This window comes from Candidatus Gastranaerophilales bacterium, assembly GCA_028693235.1.
GTDB lineage: Bacteria > Cyanobacteriota > Vampirovibrionia > Gastranaerophilales > Gastranaerophilaceae > JAQUVW01.
This window is the reverse complement of sequence record JAQUVW010000002.1, coordinates 141,055-158,106: the sequence shown is the minus strand read 5'-3', so window position 1 is coordinate 158,106 and position 17,052 is coordinate 141,055. Positions and strand designations below refer to the sequence as shown.

17 protein-coding genes are annotated in these 17,052 nt (G+C 34.6%); 10 read left to right on the top strand and 7 right to left on the bottom strand.

The genetic code is table 11. From position 1 onward, the window contains the following. Positions 1-440: 440 nt before the first annotated feature. The 4 genes from PHV37_03845 to PHV37_03830 form a co-directional block, all read right to left on the bottom strand. Complete coding sequence (locus PHV37_03845) at positions 441-1,367, bottom strand: ROK family protein (protein MDD3237208.1); 927 nt, start codon at positions 1,365-1,367, stop codon at positions 441-443. Positions 1,368-1,375: 8 nt separating this feature from the next. After that, positions 1,376-2,056, bottom strand: coding sequence for an N-acetylmannosamine-6-phosphate 2-epimerase (locus tag PHV37_03840; GenBank protein ID MDD3237207.1), 681 nt, complete (start codon positions 2,054-2,056; stop codon positions 1,376-1,378). A gap of 97 nt (positions 2,057-2,153) precedes the next feature. After that, on the bottom strand, positions 2,154-2,798 hold the full coding sequence (locus PHV37_03835) for a cation diffusion facilitator family transporter (GenBank protein MDD3237206.1): 645 nt from the start codon (positions 2,796-2,798) through the stop codon (positions 2,154-2,156). 8 nt (positions 2,799-2,806) lie between these two features. Further along, positions 2,807-3,085, bottom strand: coding sequence for a metal-sensitive transcriptional regulator (locus tag PHV37_03830; GenBank protein MDD3237205.1), 279 nt, complete (start codon positions 3,083-3,085; stop codon positions 2,807-2,809). 105 nt (positions 3,086-3,190) lie between these two features. On the opposite strand from PHV37_03830, the gene PHV37_03825 reads away from it, so the two are divergent. After that, positions 3,191-3,997, top strand: coding sequence for a hypothetical protein (locus tag PHV37_03825; GenBank protein MDD3237204.1), 807 nt, complete (start codon positions 3,191-3,193; stop codon positions 3,995-3,997). 293 nt (positions 3,998-4,290) lie between these two features. On the opposite strand, the gene PHV37_03820 is transcribed toward PHV37_03825, so the two are convergent. Then, positions 4,291-4,566, bottom strand: coding sequence for a hypothetical protein (locus PHV37_03820; GenBank protein MDD3237203.1), 276 nt, complete (start codon positions 4,564-4,566; stop codon positions 4,291-4,293). 24 nt (positions 4,567-4,590) lie between these two features. Between PHV37_03820 and dnaK the strand changes: the two genes are divergently transcribed. Next, on the top strand, positions 4,591-6,429 hold the full coding sequence (gene dnaK, locus PHV37_03815; protein MDD3237202.1) for a molecular chaperone DnaK: 1,839 nt from the start codon (positions 4,591-4,593) through the stop codon (positions 6,427-6,429). Between the two features lie 215 nt (positions 6,430-6,644). Here dnaK and trmFO read toward each other — a convergent pair whose 3' ends face one another. Then, on the bottom strand, positions 6,645-7,964 hold the full coding sequence (gene trmFO / locus PHV37_03810; GenBank protein ID MDD3237201.1) for a methylenetetrahydrofolate--tRNA-(uracil(54)-C(5))-methyltransferase (FADH(2)-oxidizing) TrmFO: 1,320 nt from the start codon (positions 7,962-7,964) through the stop codon (positions 6,645-6,647). Continuing rightward, positions 7,964-9,040 carry an HD domain-containing protein gene (locus tag PHV37_03805; protein MDD3237200.1) on the bottom strand — a complete coding sequence of 359 codons (1,077 nt, stop codon included), beginning with the start codon at positions 9,038-9,040 and terminating at the stop codon, positions 7,964-7,966. Before PHV37_03805 ends, trmFO begins: the two co-directional genes overlap by 1 nt. A 130-nt stretch (positions 9,041-9,170) precedes the next feature. Between PHV37_03805 and PHV37_03800 the strand changes: the two genes are divergently transcribed. From PHV37_03800 to fliF, 8 genes are all read left to right on the top strand, one after another. Next, a complete protein-coding gene (locus tag PHV37_03800; protein ID MDD3237199.1) occupies positions 9,171-10,301 on the top strand; it encodes an AAA family ATPase in 1,131 nt (376 codons plus the stop codon). Between the two features lie 2 nt (positions 10,302-10,303). Continuing rightward, complete coding sequence (locus tag PHV37_03795; protein MDD3237198.1) at positions 10,304-11,536, top strand: ATPase, T2SS/T4P/T4SS family; 1,233 nt, start codon at positions 10,304-10,306, stop codon at positions 11,534-11,536. Positions 11,537-11,848: 312 nt separating this feature from the next. After that, positions 11,849-12,559, top strand: a complete 711-nt coding sequence (locus PHV37_03790; protein ID MDD3237197.1) for a response regulator transcription factor — start codon at positions 11,849-11,851, stop codon at positions 12,557-12,559. 1 nt (position 12,560) lies between these two features. Then, positions 12,561-13,826, top strand: coding sequence for a HAMP domain-containing sensor histidine kinase (locus tag PHV37_03785; protein MDD3237196.1), 1,266 nt, complete (start codon positions 12,561-12,563; stop codon positions 13,824-13,826). A 12-nt stretch (positions 13,827-13,838) separates the two neighbouring features. Beyond that, complete coding sequence (gene flgB / locus PHV37_03780) at positions 13,839-14,315, top strand: flagellar basal body rod protein FlgB (protein MDD3237195.1); 477 nt, start codon at positions 13,839-13,841, stop codon at positions 14,313-14,315. 2 nt (positions 14,316-14,317) lie between these two features. Beyond that, a complete protein-coding gene (flgC, locus tag PHV37_03775; protein MDD3237194.1) occupies positions 14,318-14,824 on the top strand; it encodes a flagellar basal body rod protein FlgC in 507 nt (168 codons plus the stop codon). A gap of 34 nt (positions 14,825-14,858) precedes the next feature. After that, positions 14,859-15,395, top strand: a complete 537-nt coding sequence (fliE, locus tag PHV37_03770; GenBank protein MDD3237193.1) for a flagellar hook-basal body complex protein FliE — start codon at positions 14,859-14,861, stop codon at positions 15,393-15,395. Positions 15,396-15,468: 73 nt separating this feature from the next. Then, a complete protein-coding gene (gene fliF, locus PHV37_03765) occupies positions 15,469-17,052 on the top strand; it encodes a flagellar basal-body MS-ring/collar protein FliF (protein MDD3237192.1) in 1,584 nt (527 codons plus the stop codon).

Here is a 17,052-nt window from a genome sequence, read left to right as displayed (position 1 = left end):
GCAATGACTTGAAAAAGTGAAAGTAAAAAACGTAACCTCTGCGGAGATGTTTAGGTTCAGTTATTTTGCAAAACTGCAAAGCCGAACTTGTTTGAGTTTACGTGTTGTGAGGCTTCAACAGAAAAATTACTGAACATTAATATCATAGCCAAAGGGGAAGATTTTTAGTTTTCACTTACCTTTGATTTATTCAACATACACGCTTACATATAGCAATCTCTATTATCACTCGACTGGATTGATTCATTTCGTTCGCAATGACTTGAAAAAGTGAAAGTAAAAAACGTAACCTCTGCGGAGGTGTTTAGGTTCAGTTATTTTACAAAACTGCAAAGCCGAACTTGTTTGAGTTTACGTGTTGTGAGGCTTCAACAGAAAAATTACTGAACATTAATATCATAGCCAAAGGGGAAGATTTTTAGTTTTTACTTATCTTTGATTCATTCAACATACAACTTTTTAACCGCCAAGAGTGCTGCTCCGACCATGCCAGCATTATTTTTCATTTTTGCCAGCTTTACTTTGATTGGTGAAACAACTATCGTATTATTGATTTCATTTTCAATTTTTTGAACATCAATGAATTCGCCCATTCCTCCTGATATAACAATGCTTTCTGTATCAAAAATATTCGTCAGGCTGATTAATCCTGCAACTAGATGGGATTGCCACAAGTCAAAAACTTTTTTGGAATACAAATCATTTTCTTTAACGCCTTTGGTTATATCATAGGTCGTAATTTGGTTTGGTTTTTTTGAATTAAACATACTTGATTTAAAAACAGGGTCTGATTGAGCTATTTCTTCTGCTGTTTTTTTCAATCCCGTTCCTGATGCGTAACTTTCCCAGCAATCATAGTTATGACAAGTGCATTCCCGCCTTTTGTCGGGATAAATTTTTATGCTTCCAACCTCTCCTCCACGACCTGATTTGCCTCTTAAAAGATTACCATTAATAATAATTCCGCCGCCAATTCCTGTTCCCAAGGTTATAGTTATTGTGTTTTCATCGCCTTTTGCAGCTCCGATTTTATATTCAGCATAAGCTGCTGCATTAGCATCATTTTCAACATAAACAGGTTTTTTTGTTAATTTTTCAAACTCAATATCCGGATAACCCTCAGGCAAATTTGGTGTAGATGAAGCAACTCTCGTGTTTTCAAGGTTTATTGCACCAGCTGTTGCAAAAGCCACGGCATCTATATCGCTCTCATGTTCTTGTATAACTTGTTTAAAAACAGCAATTATTTCGGGCGTTGTTTTCGGGGTTTGTATTTTATTAATTTTTGAAATCTCACATCCATTTTCATCAAAAACAGCATAACAGATTTTTGTACCACCAACATCAATTCCCAATACTTTTTTCATCTCAAGTCCTATTTTCTATTGCAAAATCTTTTAACAATTAATTGTGGTCTTGTAATTGCTGAACCGATAACCACAGAATGAGCTCCAAGTTCAAACGCACGATTGACCTGCTCCGGAGTCCAAATTCTACCTTCCAAGACAACAGGGCAATCAAGAATTTTTGTTAATCTTTCTAAAAGCTCAAAATCAGGTTCCGTAGAATCAGAATCAGACTCCTTAGTATAACCCGAAAGTGTTGTAGAAATAATATCTGCACCCAACGCACGGGCTGCAACACCTTCTTCAAGAGTCGAAATATCCGCCATTGAAAGCTTATTATTTATTTTTATATATTTGATTATTTTTCTCAAATCATCTTCTGGTCTTGGGCGAGGAGTTCCATCAAATGCGACAATATCTGCACCTGCAACTATAAGATTTTTGACATCTTTAATAGTAGGTGTAATATAAACGATTTGTTTCCAATTTTGAGGAATCACATCTGGTTTTGTAAGACCAATGACAGGAACATCAAAAAGAGCCTTTGCATTCTTGACATCTCTTGCACCTGCAAGTCTTAATGCCTTTGCTCCGCCTTTTACTACAGATTTCATCATCGCAATTAAGCATTCTTCTTGATATAAAGGTTCATTTGGCATTGCCTGAACCGATACAACAACTTGTCCTTTTAATTTATCAATTATTTTCATAACCTGATTATATAGCTATTTTTTATGTATTGCAATTGTATCAAGCTTTTGATACGTATATTAAATATATTCTATTTCTTTTCTATCATACAAAATTTTATCTTATCAAAACCTTATACGAAGCAGTAATAAGTTCAACTGTCCATTTCAAAATTACAACAGCTCCGAGAACACCAATCAACGGGTCTAAAACCGTCCAACCAAGATATTTTCCGAGCAAAAGAGCCGAAATAGCAAGCAAAGAGGTGAATGCGTCTGCCAAAATATGAAGATACGCTGATTTAAAGTTTAAATTTTCATGTTCATGGTGATGTTCGTCATCTTCAATTCCGTCATGAGCTTGATGATGATGATGCTCCGGTCCCATTACCATAATACAAAGAACATTCACAGCAAGACCGATTACAGCCACCAAAATCGCCTCACTAAAAGCAATTTGCTCTGGGTGAAAAATCCGTCTTAAAGATTCAAACAAAATTCCAAATGCCGTTAATCCAAGTAAAATAGAATTTGTATATCCGCCTAAAGCGTTTAACTTTTCCTCTTTATCTGCATTATTTACAGCTATTAAGCAAATAAAAAACGTAACAAACAACGCAAACGCATGCGTTCCCATGTGAATACCATCAGCTGTCAGTGCCATTGAGTGCGTCATCAGCCCAAAAGCAATCTCGGCGACCATTGTTATCAATGTGAATACTACAACAATTAATGTTCTGTTTTTTACTTCTGTTTGTTGCATAAAAAATCCTATCTTAATTTTTCAATATGATTAACTAATTCATCAATGAGTTCTTTGCTGTTTTTTCCATCTTTCATAGCTGTAGAAACACAACCTTGAAGATGGTCTTTGACAACCTCTTTCCACACGCCTTTTATCGCCGATTGAACAGACACCACCTGATTCAAGACCTCCATACAATCTCTATCCTCTGTTATCATTTTTGATAGCCCTCGAACCTGACCTTCTATCCTATTTAGTCTTACAATCAATTTTTTTTTATCATCATCTGTTCCGCAAAGAGTCATTTTATTATCCTAATTAATCATCTCATCACAATATAGTATATACCCCTATACCCTATTTTGTAAACCTCCGATTTGTGTTAACCTTTATAAAAGAAATGAGGATTTATGAAAAAAGCAACTGTCATGAGTGTTCAAATTGAGCCGATTTTAGGAGATAAAAAAACAAACTATGAAAAAATCTCCAAACTTGTTGAACAAAAAGCTCCGAACAATCTCGACTTAATTGTTATGAGTGAATTTTTTTCAACAGGAATCAACCACGATGTATTTACTTCAACAGCAGAAGAAGAAAACAACTCGCCAACTCTTGAATATTTTTCAAAATTAGCTCAACAATATAAAACATACATTGTTTGCGGCTCAATAATAATTAAAGAAAATCAAAATTTTTATAACACCTCTTTTTTGATAGACAGAAGTGGCAAAATCATCGCAAAATATAGAAAAATTAACCTTTTTGACTCTTTTGGTGGAACTGAACACGAAGTGATTTCAAGAGGAGAAGATATTGTTGTTGTAAACACTGATTTTGGGAAGCTGGGTTTAGCAATTTGTTTTGATATCAGATATCCGCAACATTTTTTAAAACTTTTACAAAAAGGAGCTGAAATTATTGCACTTCCTGCAGCATGGGGCATGCCAAACGAATTAGAAAAAGAATGGCGAAATGATTGGATTTTATTGAATAAAAGCAGGTCCTTTGACTCCTTTGCTTATTTGGTTTCAGCCGATATCTCAGGAAGAATAAACCCTGAAATTGTCAGCTGCGGACATTCCATGATTGTCGCTCCCAACAACAATATTATAGCTGAAGCCGGAAACGAAGACGAAGCCATAGTCGCAACTTTAGACCCGATTATGATAGAAAATTTAAGAAATAATTTTAATATGAAACACTTTTTGGCAAATTAAATTTATTCATAAATTGGGACTATTTGGGATGTTTTTTTCGTCAAACTTTATAACCGGATTACTTCATTTACCCGCTCAAACTTTTTGCACTTCATTTCGCAAGCTACACTTGCTTCTTTTCGGTAATGTTTTCGCCATTAAGCAAAGCCTCGGTAAAAATCCGCCTCTTGGATTATTTACCCGCTCAAACTTTTTGCACTTCTTTCCGCAAGCTACACTTGCTTCTTTTCGGTAATGTTTTCGCCATTAAGCAAAGCCTCGGTAAAAATCCGCCTCTTGGATTATTTACCCGCTCAAACTTTTTGCACTTCTTTCCGCAAGCTACACTTGCTTCTTTTCGGTAATGTTTTCGCCATTAAGCAAAGCCACGGTAAAAATCCGCCTCTTGGATTATTTACCCGCTCAAACTTTTTGCACTTCATTCCGCAAGTTACACTTGCTTCTTTTCGGTAAAGTTTTCGCCATGTGGCAAAGCCACGGTAAAAATCCGCAATTATTAATTTTTTGTTTATTTTTTTATTATTTCCTGAAATCGGTGATTTAATAGTAATGTAAAATTGTGATTGCATAAAATAATCAAAGGAGATAATAAAATGGCAAAAACAATAGGTATCGACTTGGGAACAACAAACTCTGTAGTCGCTGTCATGGAAGGTGGTAAACCAAACGTCATCGCTAACGCTGAAGGCTCAAGAACCACTCCTTCTATCGTAGGTTTTTCTAAAACCGGTGAAAAATTAGTAGGTCAATTAGCTAAACGTCAAGCTATTCTTAACCCAGACAAAACTGTAGCTTCTATCAAAAGACACATGGGTGAAGATTATAAAAAAGATATCGACGGAAAAAACTATACACCTCAAGAAATCTCAGCTATGATTTTGAGAAAATTAGCTGACGACGCTTCAAACTATTTGGGCGAAAAAGTTACTTCTGCCGTAATTACCGTTCCTGCTTACTTTAACGACGCTCAACGTCAAGCTACAAAAGATGCAGGTAAAATCGCTGGTTTGGACGTTCTTCGTATTGTGAATGAACCAACTGCCGCTGCTTTGGCTTACGGGTTAGAAAAAGATAAACCTGAAAAAGTTTTAGTTTTCGACTTAGGTGGTGGTACTTTCGATGTATCTATCCTTGAAATCGGCGACGGCGTTCACGAAGTTCTTTCAACTTCTGGTGATACTCAATTAGGTGGTGATGACTTTGACCAAAAAGTTATGGATTGGTTAGCTGATGAGTTCAAAAAACAAGAAGGCATAGACCTTAGAAGCGACAAACAAGCTATGCAACGTCTAAAAGAAGCTGCCGAAAAAGCTAAATGTGAATTGTCTTCTGTTGTTGAAACCAACATTAACTTGCCTTTCATCACAGCAGATGCAAATGGTCCTAAACACTTGGATATCCAACTTTCAAGAGCTAAGTTCGAAGAATTATCTCACGATTTACTCGAAAGATGTAAAACTCCTGTAGAACAAGCGATTAAAGATGCCGGACTTTCTAAAGGTGAAATTAATGAAGTAGTTTTGGTCGGTGGTTCTACTCGTATTCCTGCCGTTCAAGCTTTGGTTAAAGAATATACAGGTAAAGAACCAAACCAATCAGTAAACCCTGATGAAGTTGTTGCTGTTGGTGCAGCTGTTCAAGCAGGTGTTTTAGCAGGTGAAGTTAAAGATATCGTCCTTTTAGATGTTACTCCTTTAACTTTGGGTATCGAAACTTTAGGTGGCGTTATGACTCCTTTAGTTCCTCGTAACACTACTATTCCTGTCTCTAAATCACAAGTTTTCTCAACTGCTGAAAACAACCAAACCGCCGTTGACGTTCACGTTCTACAAGGTGAAAGACCAATGTCTAAAGACAACAAATCTTTAGGTATGTTTAGATTAGACGGTATTCCGCCTGCTATGAGAGGTCTTCCTCAAATCGAAGTTACTTTTGATATCGACGCAAACGGTATTGTAAACGTTTCAGCTAAAGATAAAGCTACTAACAAAGAACAAAAAATCACTATTACAAACGGTTCTAACTTGTCTGAATCTGATATTGACAGAATGGTCAAAGAAGCTGAAGCTAACGCCGAAGAAGATAAAAAACACAAAGAAGAAGCTGAAATCAAAAATAATGCTAACAGCTTAATCACTTCTGCTGAAAGAATTGTAAAAGACTTCGAAGGTAAAATCGCTGACACCGACAAGACTAAACTTGATGAACAAAAGAAAGCTCTTGAAGAAGCATTGAAAGCTGAAAAATCTGCTGATGAAATCAAAAAATTATCAGAAGAACTTCAACAAACAATGTACGCTATCTCTCAAGCCGCTTACAGCCAAGTTCAACAAGAAGCTCCAGCCTCAGGTGAAGCCGGTCAAGAACAAGCTCAAGAAGAACAAAAACCCGCTGATGACGACGTCATAGACGCTGAATATACTAAAGAATAGCGGATTTTTAACGTGGCTTTGCCACAACGAAAACATTAAATGCCGAGTTTAACAGCTCGGCATTTTTAAATAACAATTAACTTTAAAGCTTATGTTTGTGCAAGGTTAGGTATTTTAAGTTAAGCACTCTTGACTTGAGTTTAACAATAATCATAGATAAGAACGGTTCGATTACTTGAATATTTTAAAGCTCTTTATTAAATCAAAAAACTAATCTATTTTAATTTTTCATCAACAAAATTCTTCAACACTTCAAGAGAACGTTTTGATAAAAGTTCATTTTTAAGCTTTTTATTCTTTTTAGTTTTTCTATCCATCTGCATTTCTGCCACAATTCCCCAATTAGAATTAATCGGCTGAAAAGATTTATGCCCGTCAAATGAAATATAATGCGTTAGTGCACCCAAAATTGTTTCTTGAGGCAATTCAATTAAAGGTTCCTTCTTAATAAATCGAGCCATATTTATACCTGCTAAAACACCTGAAGCGATTGACTCTGTATAACCCTCTGTTCCTGTTATTTGACCTGCAAAAAATATTTTTGGATTTTTTCTTGTTTGCAAAGTCGGGTTTAAAACTTTTGGACTATTTATAAAAGTATTCCTGTGCATTACGCCAAACTTAACAATATTAGCGTTTTCAAGCCCCGGAATAGAATGAATAAGTTCTTTTTGAGCAGGCCATTTTAAGTTAGTTTGGAAGCCAACTATATTATATAAAGTTGCCGCTTTGTCATCTTGTCGAAGTTGAACTACAGCATAATTTTCATTATTTGTTCTTTCATCCACAAGTCCGATAGGCTTCATTGGTCCAAAACGCAAGGTATCAAACCCTCTTGACGCCAAAACTTCAACAGGAAGGCACGATTCAAAAAACTTGGCATCTTTTTCAAAATCTTTTAGCTCTATTTTTTCTGCGGTAGTTAATATTTGATAAAAATTTTCATATTCAGCCTTATCCATAGGACAGTTGATGTAATCATCGTCGCCTTTGCCATATCTGTTCATATAAAATGCTTTATCGAAATTTATAGAATCTTTTTCAACAATAGGAGCGATAGCGTCAAAGAAATAAAGATGATTTTCGCCTGTAAACTCTTTTATTTTTTCAGACAAATCAAGCGAGGTTAAAGGTCCTGAGGCGATAATGGTCGGAGCTTCTTCGTCAATATCCGTAACTTTCTCCCTAATAACATTGATATTTGGATTTTCCTCTATCATATTTGTCACCGCTTGAGAAAAAGCCTCTCTATCAATCGCAAGAGCACCCCCTGCCGGAACTTGATATTCAAAAGCCGTTCTTATCAAAAAAGAACCAAGGGTTTTTAGTTCGGCTTTCAATAGACCGGAGGCATTGGTTTCATCAAACGCACCAAGGCTATTTGAGCAAACAAATTCAGCAAATTTTTTAGTTTTGTGTGCCCCTGTTTCAAAAAGAGGTCGCATTTCATATAAATCAACTTCTATACCTTGTTTAGCCAGTTGCAACGCAGCTTCTGAGCCAGCCAGTCCCCCACCGATAACTTTTACTTTCATTAAATTGACAATTCCTCTAAATAATCTATGTCATTATAGCTTAGCATGTGTATAAATGTATATAAAGCATCTGCTGAAAATCTTCGTGAGCCGAGTTCTAACATTATTTTGCATGCTTCGTGACAATTATGTATTTTTTGGTTTGTCACATTTGATATCAAATTGTCAAAATGGTTGCAAACAGACACAATACAGCTTTCTTTACTAATAAAATCACCTGATTTGCCATATGGATAACCTGAGCCGTTACTATTTTCGTGGTGCTCAAGTGCAACTCTGGCAATATTTTCTGAAACTTTAAACTCTTCTTTTAGTAATTGATATCCGATTTTTGTATGAGTCTGTATAACTTTTTGTTCTTTATCTGTTAAAATTTGTTGTTCTAAAATAGATTCAGGAATTTTAACCTTGCCGATATCATGCATTAAAGCTCCTAAAATCACATCGGACAAAATACTTTCTTTAACCTGCATTTTATATGCTAAAAAACCACTCAAAATGGCAACATTCAAAGCGTGGCAATCTTTATAATCACCCATAATTCTAAGCTCTGAATAACAATTAAACTCATCACTATGCATTATAATATCAGAAATTATTCTGTCCTTTAAATGCGTGTACATTTGAGCTAATTCAGAAACTTTTTTTGTTTTTATTGAGTTTTGCGTATAAACATGAAATGCCTTAATTTTAAGTTGCAATTCTGGGTCAATTTTTGCCTTCCTATTTAAAGCACCTTTTACGCTACCGATATCAACGTCATCAAGAGTATAAATGACTTCTTCGTTTTCTGTTTCTTCTTGCTCGTCTTCATCTGTTACAGCCTGAGATTGATTGTCGCCATTTTCATTTATCATGTCAGCAAGAGCCTCCTGTTTCGGGGCTTCCTTTGCCTCTGCCAATTTTTGTTTATAATCTTCAACATCTGTATATATATCAGGAATTTGTTTCAACTCCATAAGTTTACCCGGGGTTAAAACATCTCCTGAGGCAAACAACTTCTCTCCCGCCTCGTTAAAAATACTAAACGGAAGAATTTTTTGTTCTACTAAATCTTCTATCAAAACTTTTTGCATATACAAAAAACCCTAATTGTACTCTGATATTATAGCTTTTGCTTCTGTTTTTAAAACGCTTCGTTTAGAGGATATTCAAAAAATTATTTTAAACTGGTAAAATTGATATACATATAGTAAAATAAAACTTATGAATAAAATTAATATTATAGTTATAGACAAAGAAGAAGTCTCTAAAACGCTTATTGAAAACTATTTGAAAGAAATCGATTCTGTCAGCGATATTTCGACTTTTGACTCTTTCGAACAAGTTGGCAATCTCGACAAGACGGCGACACCAACTATTGTCGTGATTGATATTTCGGAAAATACAAAACCGTCTTTGGATTTTATAAAACAGGTTATTGAAAAAAATAATCAATGCAAATTTGTATTGATTTCTTACAATCTTTCAACAAATTTCATTGTTGATGCCTTGAGAACCGGGGCTAAAGAATTTCTTGCAAAACCGATAATCAAAGAAGAATTTATTAAAATAATAAAAAATACAAAATCTATCTTATTCGGAGAAGCCTCTCCATATTCAACAAGCAAGGTTATTTCAACCTTCTCAAATAAAGGGGGACTTGGAAAAACAACCGTTGCGGTAAATCTTGCTCAAGAATTAGCTGATATTTCGAAGGAAAAAGTTGTACTTGTTGATTTAAACATGCACCTTGGCGATATAACTGCATTTTTAGATATTAACCCGAATTATGACATTAAATATGTTATTGACAATTTAGATAAAGCTAATAAAGACTTTTTCTTAGGCACTTTGGAACAGTATAAAGATTCTAATCTTTTTATCCTTGCGGATTCTCCCTACAGAGAACCCTCGGATGAACCTTCACCTCAACAATTCGCCAACTTAATCAAAAAATTAAAAGAATCTTTTTCTTACGTGGTTGTTGACAATAATTCTGTATTGGATACAAAAACTACAACTGTTTTTAATGAGTCTGATTTGATTTTGTTCATCACTGCCGCTAATTTGCCAACCCTTAGAAACTGCAAAAGATGCCTCGATATTATTGACAAACTCGGCTATAAAAATGACAAGCTCAAACTTGTCTTGAACAGATATATCAACACCGAAAACTATAAAATCGAAGATATTACTGCTGTTTTAAACAAAGATATTTTTTGGAAAATACCTAACAACTACTTCGTCGTGATTGAATCTATTAACAAAGGTTTAACTTTACAAGAGTTAAATCCAACCTCTAATATTACTCAAAATTATCAAGATTTAGCCCGAGAATTAATTAACAGAGAATAACTATGTCACTAAAAAGCAGATTGTTAAATAAAAAAAATAATCAACCAAAAGAAGAAGACTCTTTTATTATTCAAAAACCTATTGAGTCTGTTGAACCTGCCAAAATTGACCTTTTAAACTATTTTGAAATGCACAACGATATCGACTCCATTACCATTTATGGCGTAGATAAAATATATTGCGAAAAGAACAATCTACCTGTTGAAACTGATTTGTTTTTTCCGACAGACGAAAGCATTTTAAAAGAAATTAACGCTATTGCTAATAAATTTGACAAAATTATCAATGCCCAAAACCCAACTTTTAGTCTTATCCTGTCTAACGGAGTCAAAGTTGACGCAATAATCCCACCTCTCATTGAAAACGGGGCTTTTTTGTCTATTAAAAAAAATAATTCCATAAACAAAAAAAAGACTGATTTTATAAAAGAAAAAGCAATTAGCAATGAAATGATATTGTTCCTCAAAGAATGCTTGAAAAACAAGCTCAATATCTTCATAACGGGTGACGCAAACGTCGACAAAACAAGTGTTTTGAACTTTATTTTAAATCTATCAAACAAAGAAAACAGTTTGATTACTCTTGAGGCTATTCCAGAACTGAAACCTAAAACAGAAAAGATTGTAAACCTAATAAAACACCACGGAAACATACAAAAAACTATCAAAAAAGCTTTGAAGTTAAATTTTGACCGCTTTGCTATTTCTAATTGTGAAATAAACGAATTAATAACCGTTTTTGAATATATTAATCAAGGCTATAACGGTTTCGTAACAAGCTTTTCAACAAAATCTTGCAATAGTTTTTTATCTTCTGTTCAAAGTTTAATTTTGCTTAACCACCCAAACATGTCTAAAGAAAACACAGACACTTTAATCTCATCTTCAATAGACATAGTTGTGCAAGTAGCAAAAACAGCAGACGAGCAAGAAAGAATTATTGCTATCAGTGAAATTGACGAAACAAAATCAACAATCAAGTCAGAAGACATTTTTATCTGGAAAGAAAGCTCTGGCAAAACCACTCGCACCAAAGCTCACCATATTTCAACAGGTGCGAAATCTAAATTCTTTAGTTCTGATATTTGCTCGTCATTAAGCTTCTCAGATAATTACTTTGAAAAAACTTACAAACACAACTATATCGATACCTATGACTCGTTTTCTACAGACATAACCGAAAAACGCTCTAAAACATTAAACAAACTGAAAAAATTAAAACAAATTAAAGAATAATCTATCGGTTTTTTGCTTTCTGTGCAATACTTCATTTGTGGTAAAATTTTTATTTAAAAAATCCTCCATCAAGAGCAAACATAATTCATTCAGACTAGAATATGTGTTGTAGAATATTGACTTGATGAAAAGTCTTATCACATCTGGTTTTACAAGACTTTTTAGACCATGTGGTCTACACCCTTAAATACACCCCCAACCCCCTGAATATCGACCTTTCAGTTGATGAGAGCCTCATACATTTAGGGGTAATATGCATAGTGTAATCGATGTATTTACAAACATTTTAATAAAAGATTTGGGGGAAAACAAATGAGAAGAGGCGTGGAGTTCAAGAAAAAAGCAAAAATTGTGTTGATAGATGACAACTATGACCATTTATCAGGCATTAGAGAGCTTATTAATCTTGAAAGTGATTTTGATGTAATAGCAACTGCAACTAACGCTAATATCGGTATTAGCTTGGTAAAAAAATATCAACCGGATATCGTTCTTATGGACATCAACATGCCTGAAAAAGATGGTTTGACAGCAATTTGTGATATTGAAAAATTAAATCTGGAAACAAAAGTTGTTGCTCTTACCGCTTATGATGACCCTGATTTGATTTTCCGTGCAATGAAAATAGGTGCTAAAGGTTATGTCTTAAAAACAATGGCTTCTGCTCAATTAATCAGAGCTATTGAAGAAGTAAACCAAGGTAAAGTTTATTTACCTGCAGTTTTATCTTCCAAATTCTTTGAATATTTCCAAAAATCATTTAAAGAAGAAGCAGAAAATATTCAAGACGGCGAAAATCTTTTGTCTTACTTAACTCAAAGAGAAGAAGAAGTTTTAGACTTGCTAACTCAAGGTATAACCTACAAAGGCGTAGCTCAACAATTATTTATCAGTGAAACAACCGTAAAAACACACGTAAATAATATTTTCCAAAAATTACAAGTAAATGATAGAACGCAAGCCGTACTTTACGCTTTAAATAACGGTTTTGCTAACAAAAGAAAATTGAAAGTCGCTTTATAAAATGAAAAAGCAAAAAAATACTCTAAAATCTTTTATATTAAACGGTTCTTCTAAAGAATGCAGCAAACAGACCATCGTCGGTCTGTTTCGCTCAATTGTTGAACCGCTTGTAGAAGCTCCCTCTCAAGATGGATTCATTGCTTTCAGGCTTTTGGATACCAAAGGCATGGAAGCTTCTATCAAAAGATTAGAGTTTTCTAACGCTAAAATTTATTCTTTTAATGATACTTTAACAAGCAACAAAATAATAAACGTCGAAAAAGAAAAAATCTGGGAAAACATAGAGTTTATTTTGGTCTTGGCTCCCAGATATTCCGCTGTTTTGGTTTGGGATTATTCCGATTCTCAATTACAAAACTTTTCTCAAATTTGCCTCATTTTTAACTCAAGAAGTGTTGGTGATGTTGCAAAAGCAATTTTCGAAAATGCAAATATTCCCCTAGATGAATATTTAGCCAACTTTGCTCCGGATAGACGTGAAAATGAACTTTTAAACGTAAGCATCAACAAAATTGTCGGCTGCCTTAATTCTGTAAACGAAGAAATGAGAATTAACCAAGCAGAAAAAGATGATTTGGCTAAATCTGAAAAGAAGCTGCTTAAATACGAATATTCATCTGACAATGCTAAATTTATTGCTCATGAAATTAAAAATCACCTCTCCATTATTGACCTTTATACAAAAATTATGGAAAAAAGATTTGAAAAAATTTCATGCGACAGTCAAACTATAGAATCTATTCAAAATTCAGCTAAAAATATTAAAAACGCAACCTACTCTATTACTCAATTCATTGAAGAACTAAAATACAACGCAAAGCCAATCCTCGTTGAAAAAAAACTTATCCCCGTAGTAGAAGAAGCGATAAATCTATCAACTGCTAAGGCGGAAGAAAAAAATATTAAAATAGATGCGATTTTTAAAGAAGAAGCACGAATTCATATAGATGAGGTCAAGTTTCAAAGCGTTCTTTTAAACGTTCTTTATAACGCTATCGAAGCTCTTCAAAAAGGCGGAAAAATTACCGTGTCTTTTGAAGGAAAAATAAATAATATGGCTCAAATTATCATCACTGATAATGGAGAAGGTATTCCGGAAGAAATACAAGATAAAATTTTTGAAAAAGGGTTTACTACCAAAATAACTGGTAGCGGGCTCGGTCTATATAACTGCCAAACAATGATGAAAGAACAATACGGAACCATAAACCTTCTAAAATCAGATGTAAACGGAACCAGCTGGGAACTTTTAATCCCAACAATTTAAATTGGAGAAAAAATGGAACAACTCGGAAGCACTCGCTCGATAGAAATAACTAAATTGGCAATGGACGGCCTTATGCAAAGAGAAAAAGCTATTGCTGCAAATACCGCCAACGTTATGACTCCTGGCTATCAAAGAAAAGTTGTAGCTTTTGAAGACCAATTGAGAAATATCTTAAGCGAAGAAACTTCAAAAGAAGATATTAAACGCAGAAATAGTGCCGCTCTATCCTACAACGCAACCTCTCTTGATATTGTCACAAAACCTGATGCCCAACAAATGGCTTTATTAAATAAAAACTCATTTGAAGCCTATAAACCTGAAGTCATCAGAGATTTTTCCAAATATAATCCTGAAACCGACAACAACGTTGATATTGAAACAGAAATGATGGATATGGCAAAAGCCGGCACTCAATATGGCATTCTCGCCCAACTCGAAGGTAAAATGCTTTCCGGTTTGGGGACAGTAATTAAAGGAGGAGGTAATTAATAATGAGTTTTGATGTTTTTGATGTTTCTGCCTCCGGCATGAACGCTCAAAGAATTAAACTGGATACAATTTCCAGCAACATTGCAAACATAAACACAACAAGAAAACCTGATGGAACACCCGGTGTTTATGCAAAAAAAGACGTTACTTTCAGAGCTGTTTATATGGATAAACTTGAAGATAATGCCCCTGCTTTTCCAAATGGTGCTCATCAAGCTGTTTTCAGCCCCAGTGAAAACTCCATGGTTTTAAGAGGCGGTGTGTTTTTTGACGAAAAAAAACTCTCTCAAGGCGTTCAAGTAGCTTCTATAGCTGAAAGCAAAGACCCTTACAAAGTCGTATATGACCCCTCTCACCCTGACGCAAACGCTGACGGGTACGTGACTTTACCAAATGTAAATGTGGTTGAGGAAATGGTCAACATGGTAGGAGCCTCAAGAGCTTACGAGGCTAATGCTGCAGCCGCTGAAACAACAAAATCTATGATTTCAGCTGCAATGAAAATATAATGTTTAAACAAGACAATGAGGTAACATTTTTATCATGAGTGATGCAATAGGAGGTATAGGTAAGTTCGGAATGAATTATACTCCAATTTCAAATTATAATAAAATTCTTGAAAACAGTTTGGGCAAAACAAATATAAATGGTTCAAACGATTCGGTTAATGATTTTCAAAATATTTTGGACAATCAAATCTCTGCCATCGAACACCCAAACCAAAAACCTGAACCTATCAATATGGGAATAACAATGGATGTCAACGCTAACGCTATGCAATTTAATGCTAACCAAAATTCTGACAATCCTCATTTAAAAGTCGCTTCCGCAAAAGAAAGTTCACTGGTTCAAAATACAGCCGGTAGCATTTCTAACGCTTTTAGTAACAGTTTGAACTCCATAAATAACACCCAAGTTGAAGCAAATAAAGCTGTTGAAACTCTTGCTTCTGGCGGAAATATAAGTGTCCACGATGTAATGATAGCAAGCGAAAAAGCCAGTTTGAATATGCAAATGGCAATCCAAGTCAGGAACAAAATGATTAATGCCTACAACGAATTATACCAAATGAGATTTTAATTTAAGTTTACATATTTGAAAATATTGACATTAGAGGGTATATTTTTAATAGGCGTAATATAAGGAATTAACGTTGAGTAATAATTATTTTAAATTGCTAAAAGATGATTTGTCCCGTTTGTGGAAAGGCTTAGACCTATCTAAAAAATTCGGGCTCGTTGTTTTGGTTGTTATTACTCTCGTTGCAGGTTCTTATTTCTTGTTTAAATCTACTGAACCAAATTGGACAACTTTATATTCTGACCTTTCAGAACAAGATTCCGTCGCTATTACTGAAAGTTTGAAAAAAAGCGGATATGCCTACAAGTTAAGTAAAGATAAAAAATCAATTTTAGTTCCTGTTGAAAAACAAGACGAACTAAGACTTTTTGTTGCTGAAAACGAATTGATTAAAGACAGCAACCCTGGGTTTGAATTGTTGGATAACATGCAACTCGGTTCTACAGATTTTAAAAATCAATTGACAAAACAAAGAATTTTTCAAGGAGAAATTACTCGCTCTATCGAAAGAATACAAGGAGTTACTAAAGCAAGAGTCCAAATCGCTGAACCGGAACGCTCTGTTTTTCAAGATAAAGATGAAATCCCCTCCGCTTCTGTTATGCTAATACTACAACCCGGTATCAAGCTTAAAACAGCTCAAGTTAAAGCTATTAAAAATCTTGTTGCTTATTCTGTTCCAAGACTTACTCCTGAAAAAGTTTTCATTACTGACCAAAGCGGTAACAGTTTGACAGATGAAGTTGAAAAAAGCTCCAGCGATATTGAAAGCTTTAGAGCAAATTTTGAAAATGACACTGCTAAAAAAGTCCAAAGCGTTTTAGAAAAAATTGTCGGCAAAGATAATGTCACCGTGCAAGTTAGTGCCGATATGGATTTCAACTCAACTCGCTCTACTATCGAAAGCTATGTCCCCGTCAATGAAAATGCAAAAGAAGGCGTTTTAACAACAGAACAAACTGAAACTGAGGTTTACGATAATCCAAACGGTGCCCCTGCTCAAACAGAGGGCGAAAAAGCTGCAAATAAAAATTTGAACTATCAAAAACAAAGATCCTCTGCTACATATAGCGTTTCAAAAGAAGTTAAACAAATTGTTTACGCACCTGGTGCCGTTAAAAGAATGACAATTGCTGTTGCTGTAAATAAAATTTTAACAGATGAAGAAAAAACAGAATTAAAAAATCTCGTTATGTCAGCTAGCGGTTTAAATGCCGATAGAGGTGACGTCGTTAATATAACAAGCCTTCAATTCGCTTCTTTAGACGAAGAAAAAGCTGCTCAAACAAAAGCTCAAGCAGAATATGACAAAGCAATGCAACAAGAATTGTTGTATAACAAAATATTGCCAATGATTATTGTATTAATTCTAGGCGGTGGTGCTCTTGCAGTAATAGGAATGTTTATAAGAAAAATGGGAGATGCTACTCCTGCTCTTGAAAACTCAGGTAACGAAAACTTCCTCCCTGCTTATGATAATCCTGCCATGCCTGCTCTAAATAACGATATGACAGATGGCTTGGCTATTGAACCTTTACCTGAATTGGATGTTAAAGTTGACCCTGAATTTGACCGAATTAAACAAGAATTGAGCGATTCTATACTTTCAGACCCTAGCGAAGCTACAAAAATTTTGATTTCATATATTAAGGAATAG

What these genes read in the sequence shown, in the direction of transcription:
- PHV37_03845 (MDD3237208.1), bottom strand. Translation starts at nt 1,367, where the DNA reads ATGAAAAAAGTATTGGGAATTGATGTTGGTGGTACAAAAATCTGTTAT.
- PHV37_03840 (MDD3237207.1), bottom strand. Translation starts at nt 2,056, where the DNA reads ATGAAAATAATTGATAAATTAAAAGGACAAGTTGTTGTATCGGTTCAG.
- PHV37_03835 (MDD3237206.1), bottom strand. Translation starts at nt 2,798, where the DNA reads ATGCAACAAACAGAAGTAAAAAACAGAACATTAATTGTTGTAGTATTC.
- PHV37_03830 (MDD3237205.1), bottom strand. Translation starts at nt 3,085, where the DNA reads ATGACTCTTTGCGGAACAGATGATGATAAAAAAAAATTGATTGTAAGA.
- PHV37_03825 (MDD3237204.1), top strand. Translation starts at nt 3,191, where the DNA reads ATGAAAAAAGCAACTGTCATGAGTGTTCAAATTGAGCCGATTTTAGGA.
- PHV37_03820 (MDD3237203.1), bottom strand. Translation starts at nt 4,566, where the DNA reads ATGCAATCACAATTTTACATTACTATTAAATCACCGATTTCAGGAAAT.
- dnaK (MDD3237202.1), top strand. Translation starts at nt 4,591, where the DNA reads ATGGCAAAAACAATAGGTATCGACTTGGGAACAACAAACTCTGTAGTC.
- trmFO (MDD3237201.1), bottom strand. Translation starts at nt 7,964, where the DNA reads ATGAAAGTAAAAGTTATCGGTGGGGGACTGGCTGGCTCAGAAGCTGCG.
- PHV37_03805 (MDD3237200.1), bottom strand. Translation starts at nt 9,040, where the DNA reads ATGCAAAAAGTTTTGATAGAAGATTTAGTAGAACAAAAAATTCTTCCG.
- PHV37_03800 (MDD3237199.1), top strand. Translation starts at nt 9,171, where the DNA reads ATGAATAAAATTAATATTATAGTTATAGACAAAGAAGAAGTCTCTAAA.
- PHV37_03795 (MDD3237198.1), top strand. Translation starts at nt 10,304, where the DNA reads ATGTCACTAAAAAGCAGATTGTTAAATAAAAAAAATAATCAACCAAAA.
- PHV37_03790 (MDD3237197.1), top strand. Translation starts at nt 11,849, where the DNA reads ATGAGAAGAGGCGTGGAGTTCAAGAAAAAAGCAAAAATTGTGTTGATA.
- PHV37_03785 (MDD3237196.1), top strand. Translation starts at nt 12,561, where the DNA reads ATGAAAAAGCAAAAAAATACTCTAAAATCTTTTATATTAAACGGTTCT.
- flgB (MDD3237195.1), top strand. Translation starts at nt 13,839, where the DNA reads ATGGAACAACTCGGAAGCACTCGCTCGATAGAAATAACTAAATTGGCA.
- flgC (MDD3237194.1), top strand. Translation starts at nt 14,318, where the DNA reads ATGAGTTTTGATGTTTTTGATGTTTCTGCCTCCGGCATGAACGCTCAA.
- fliE (MDD3237193.1), top strand. Translation starts at nt 14,859, where the DNA reads ATGAGTGATGCAATAGGAGGTATAGGTAAGTTCGGAATGAATTATACT.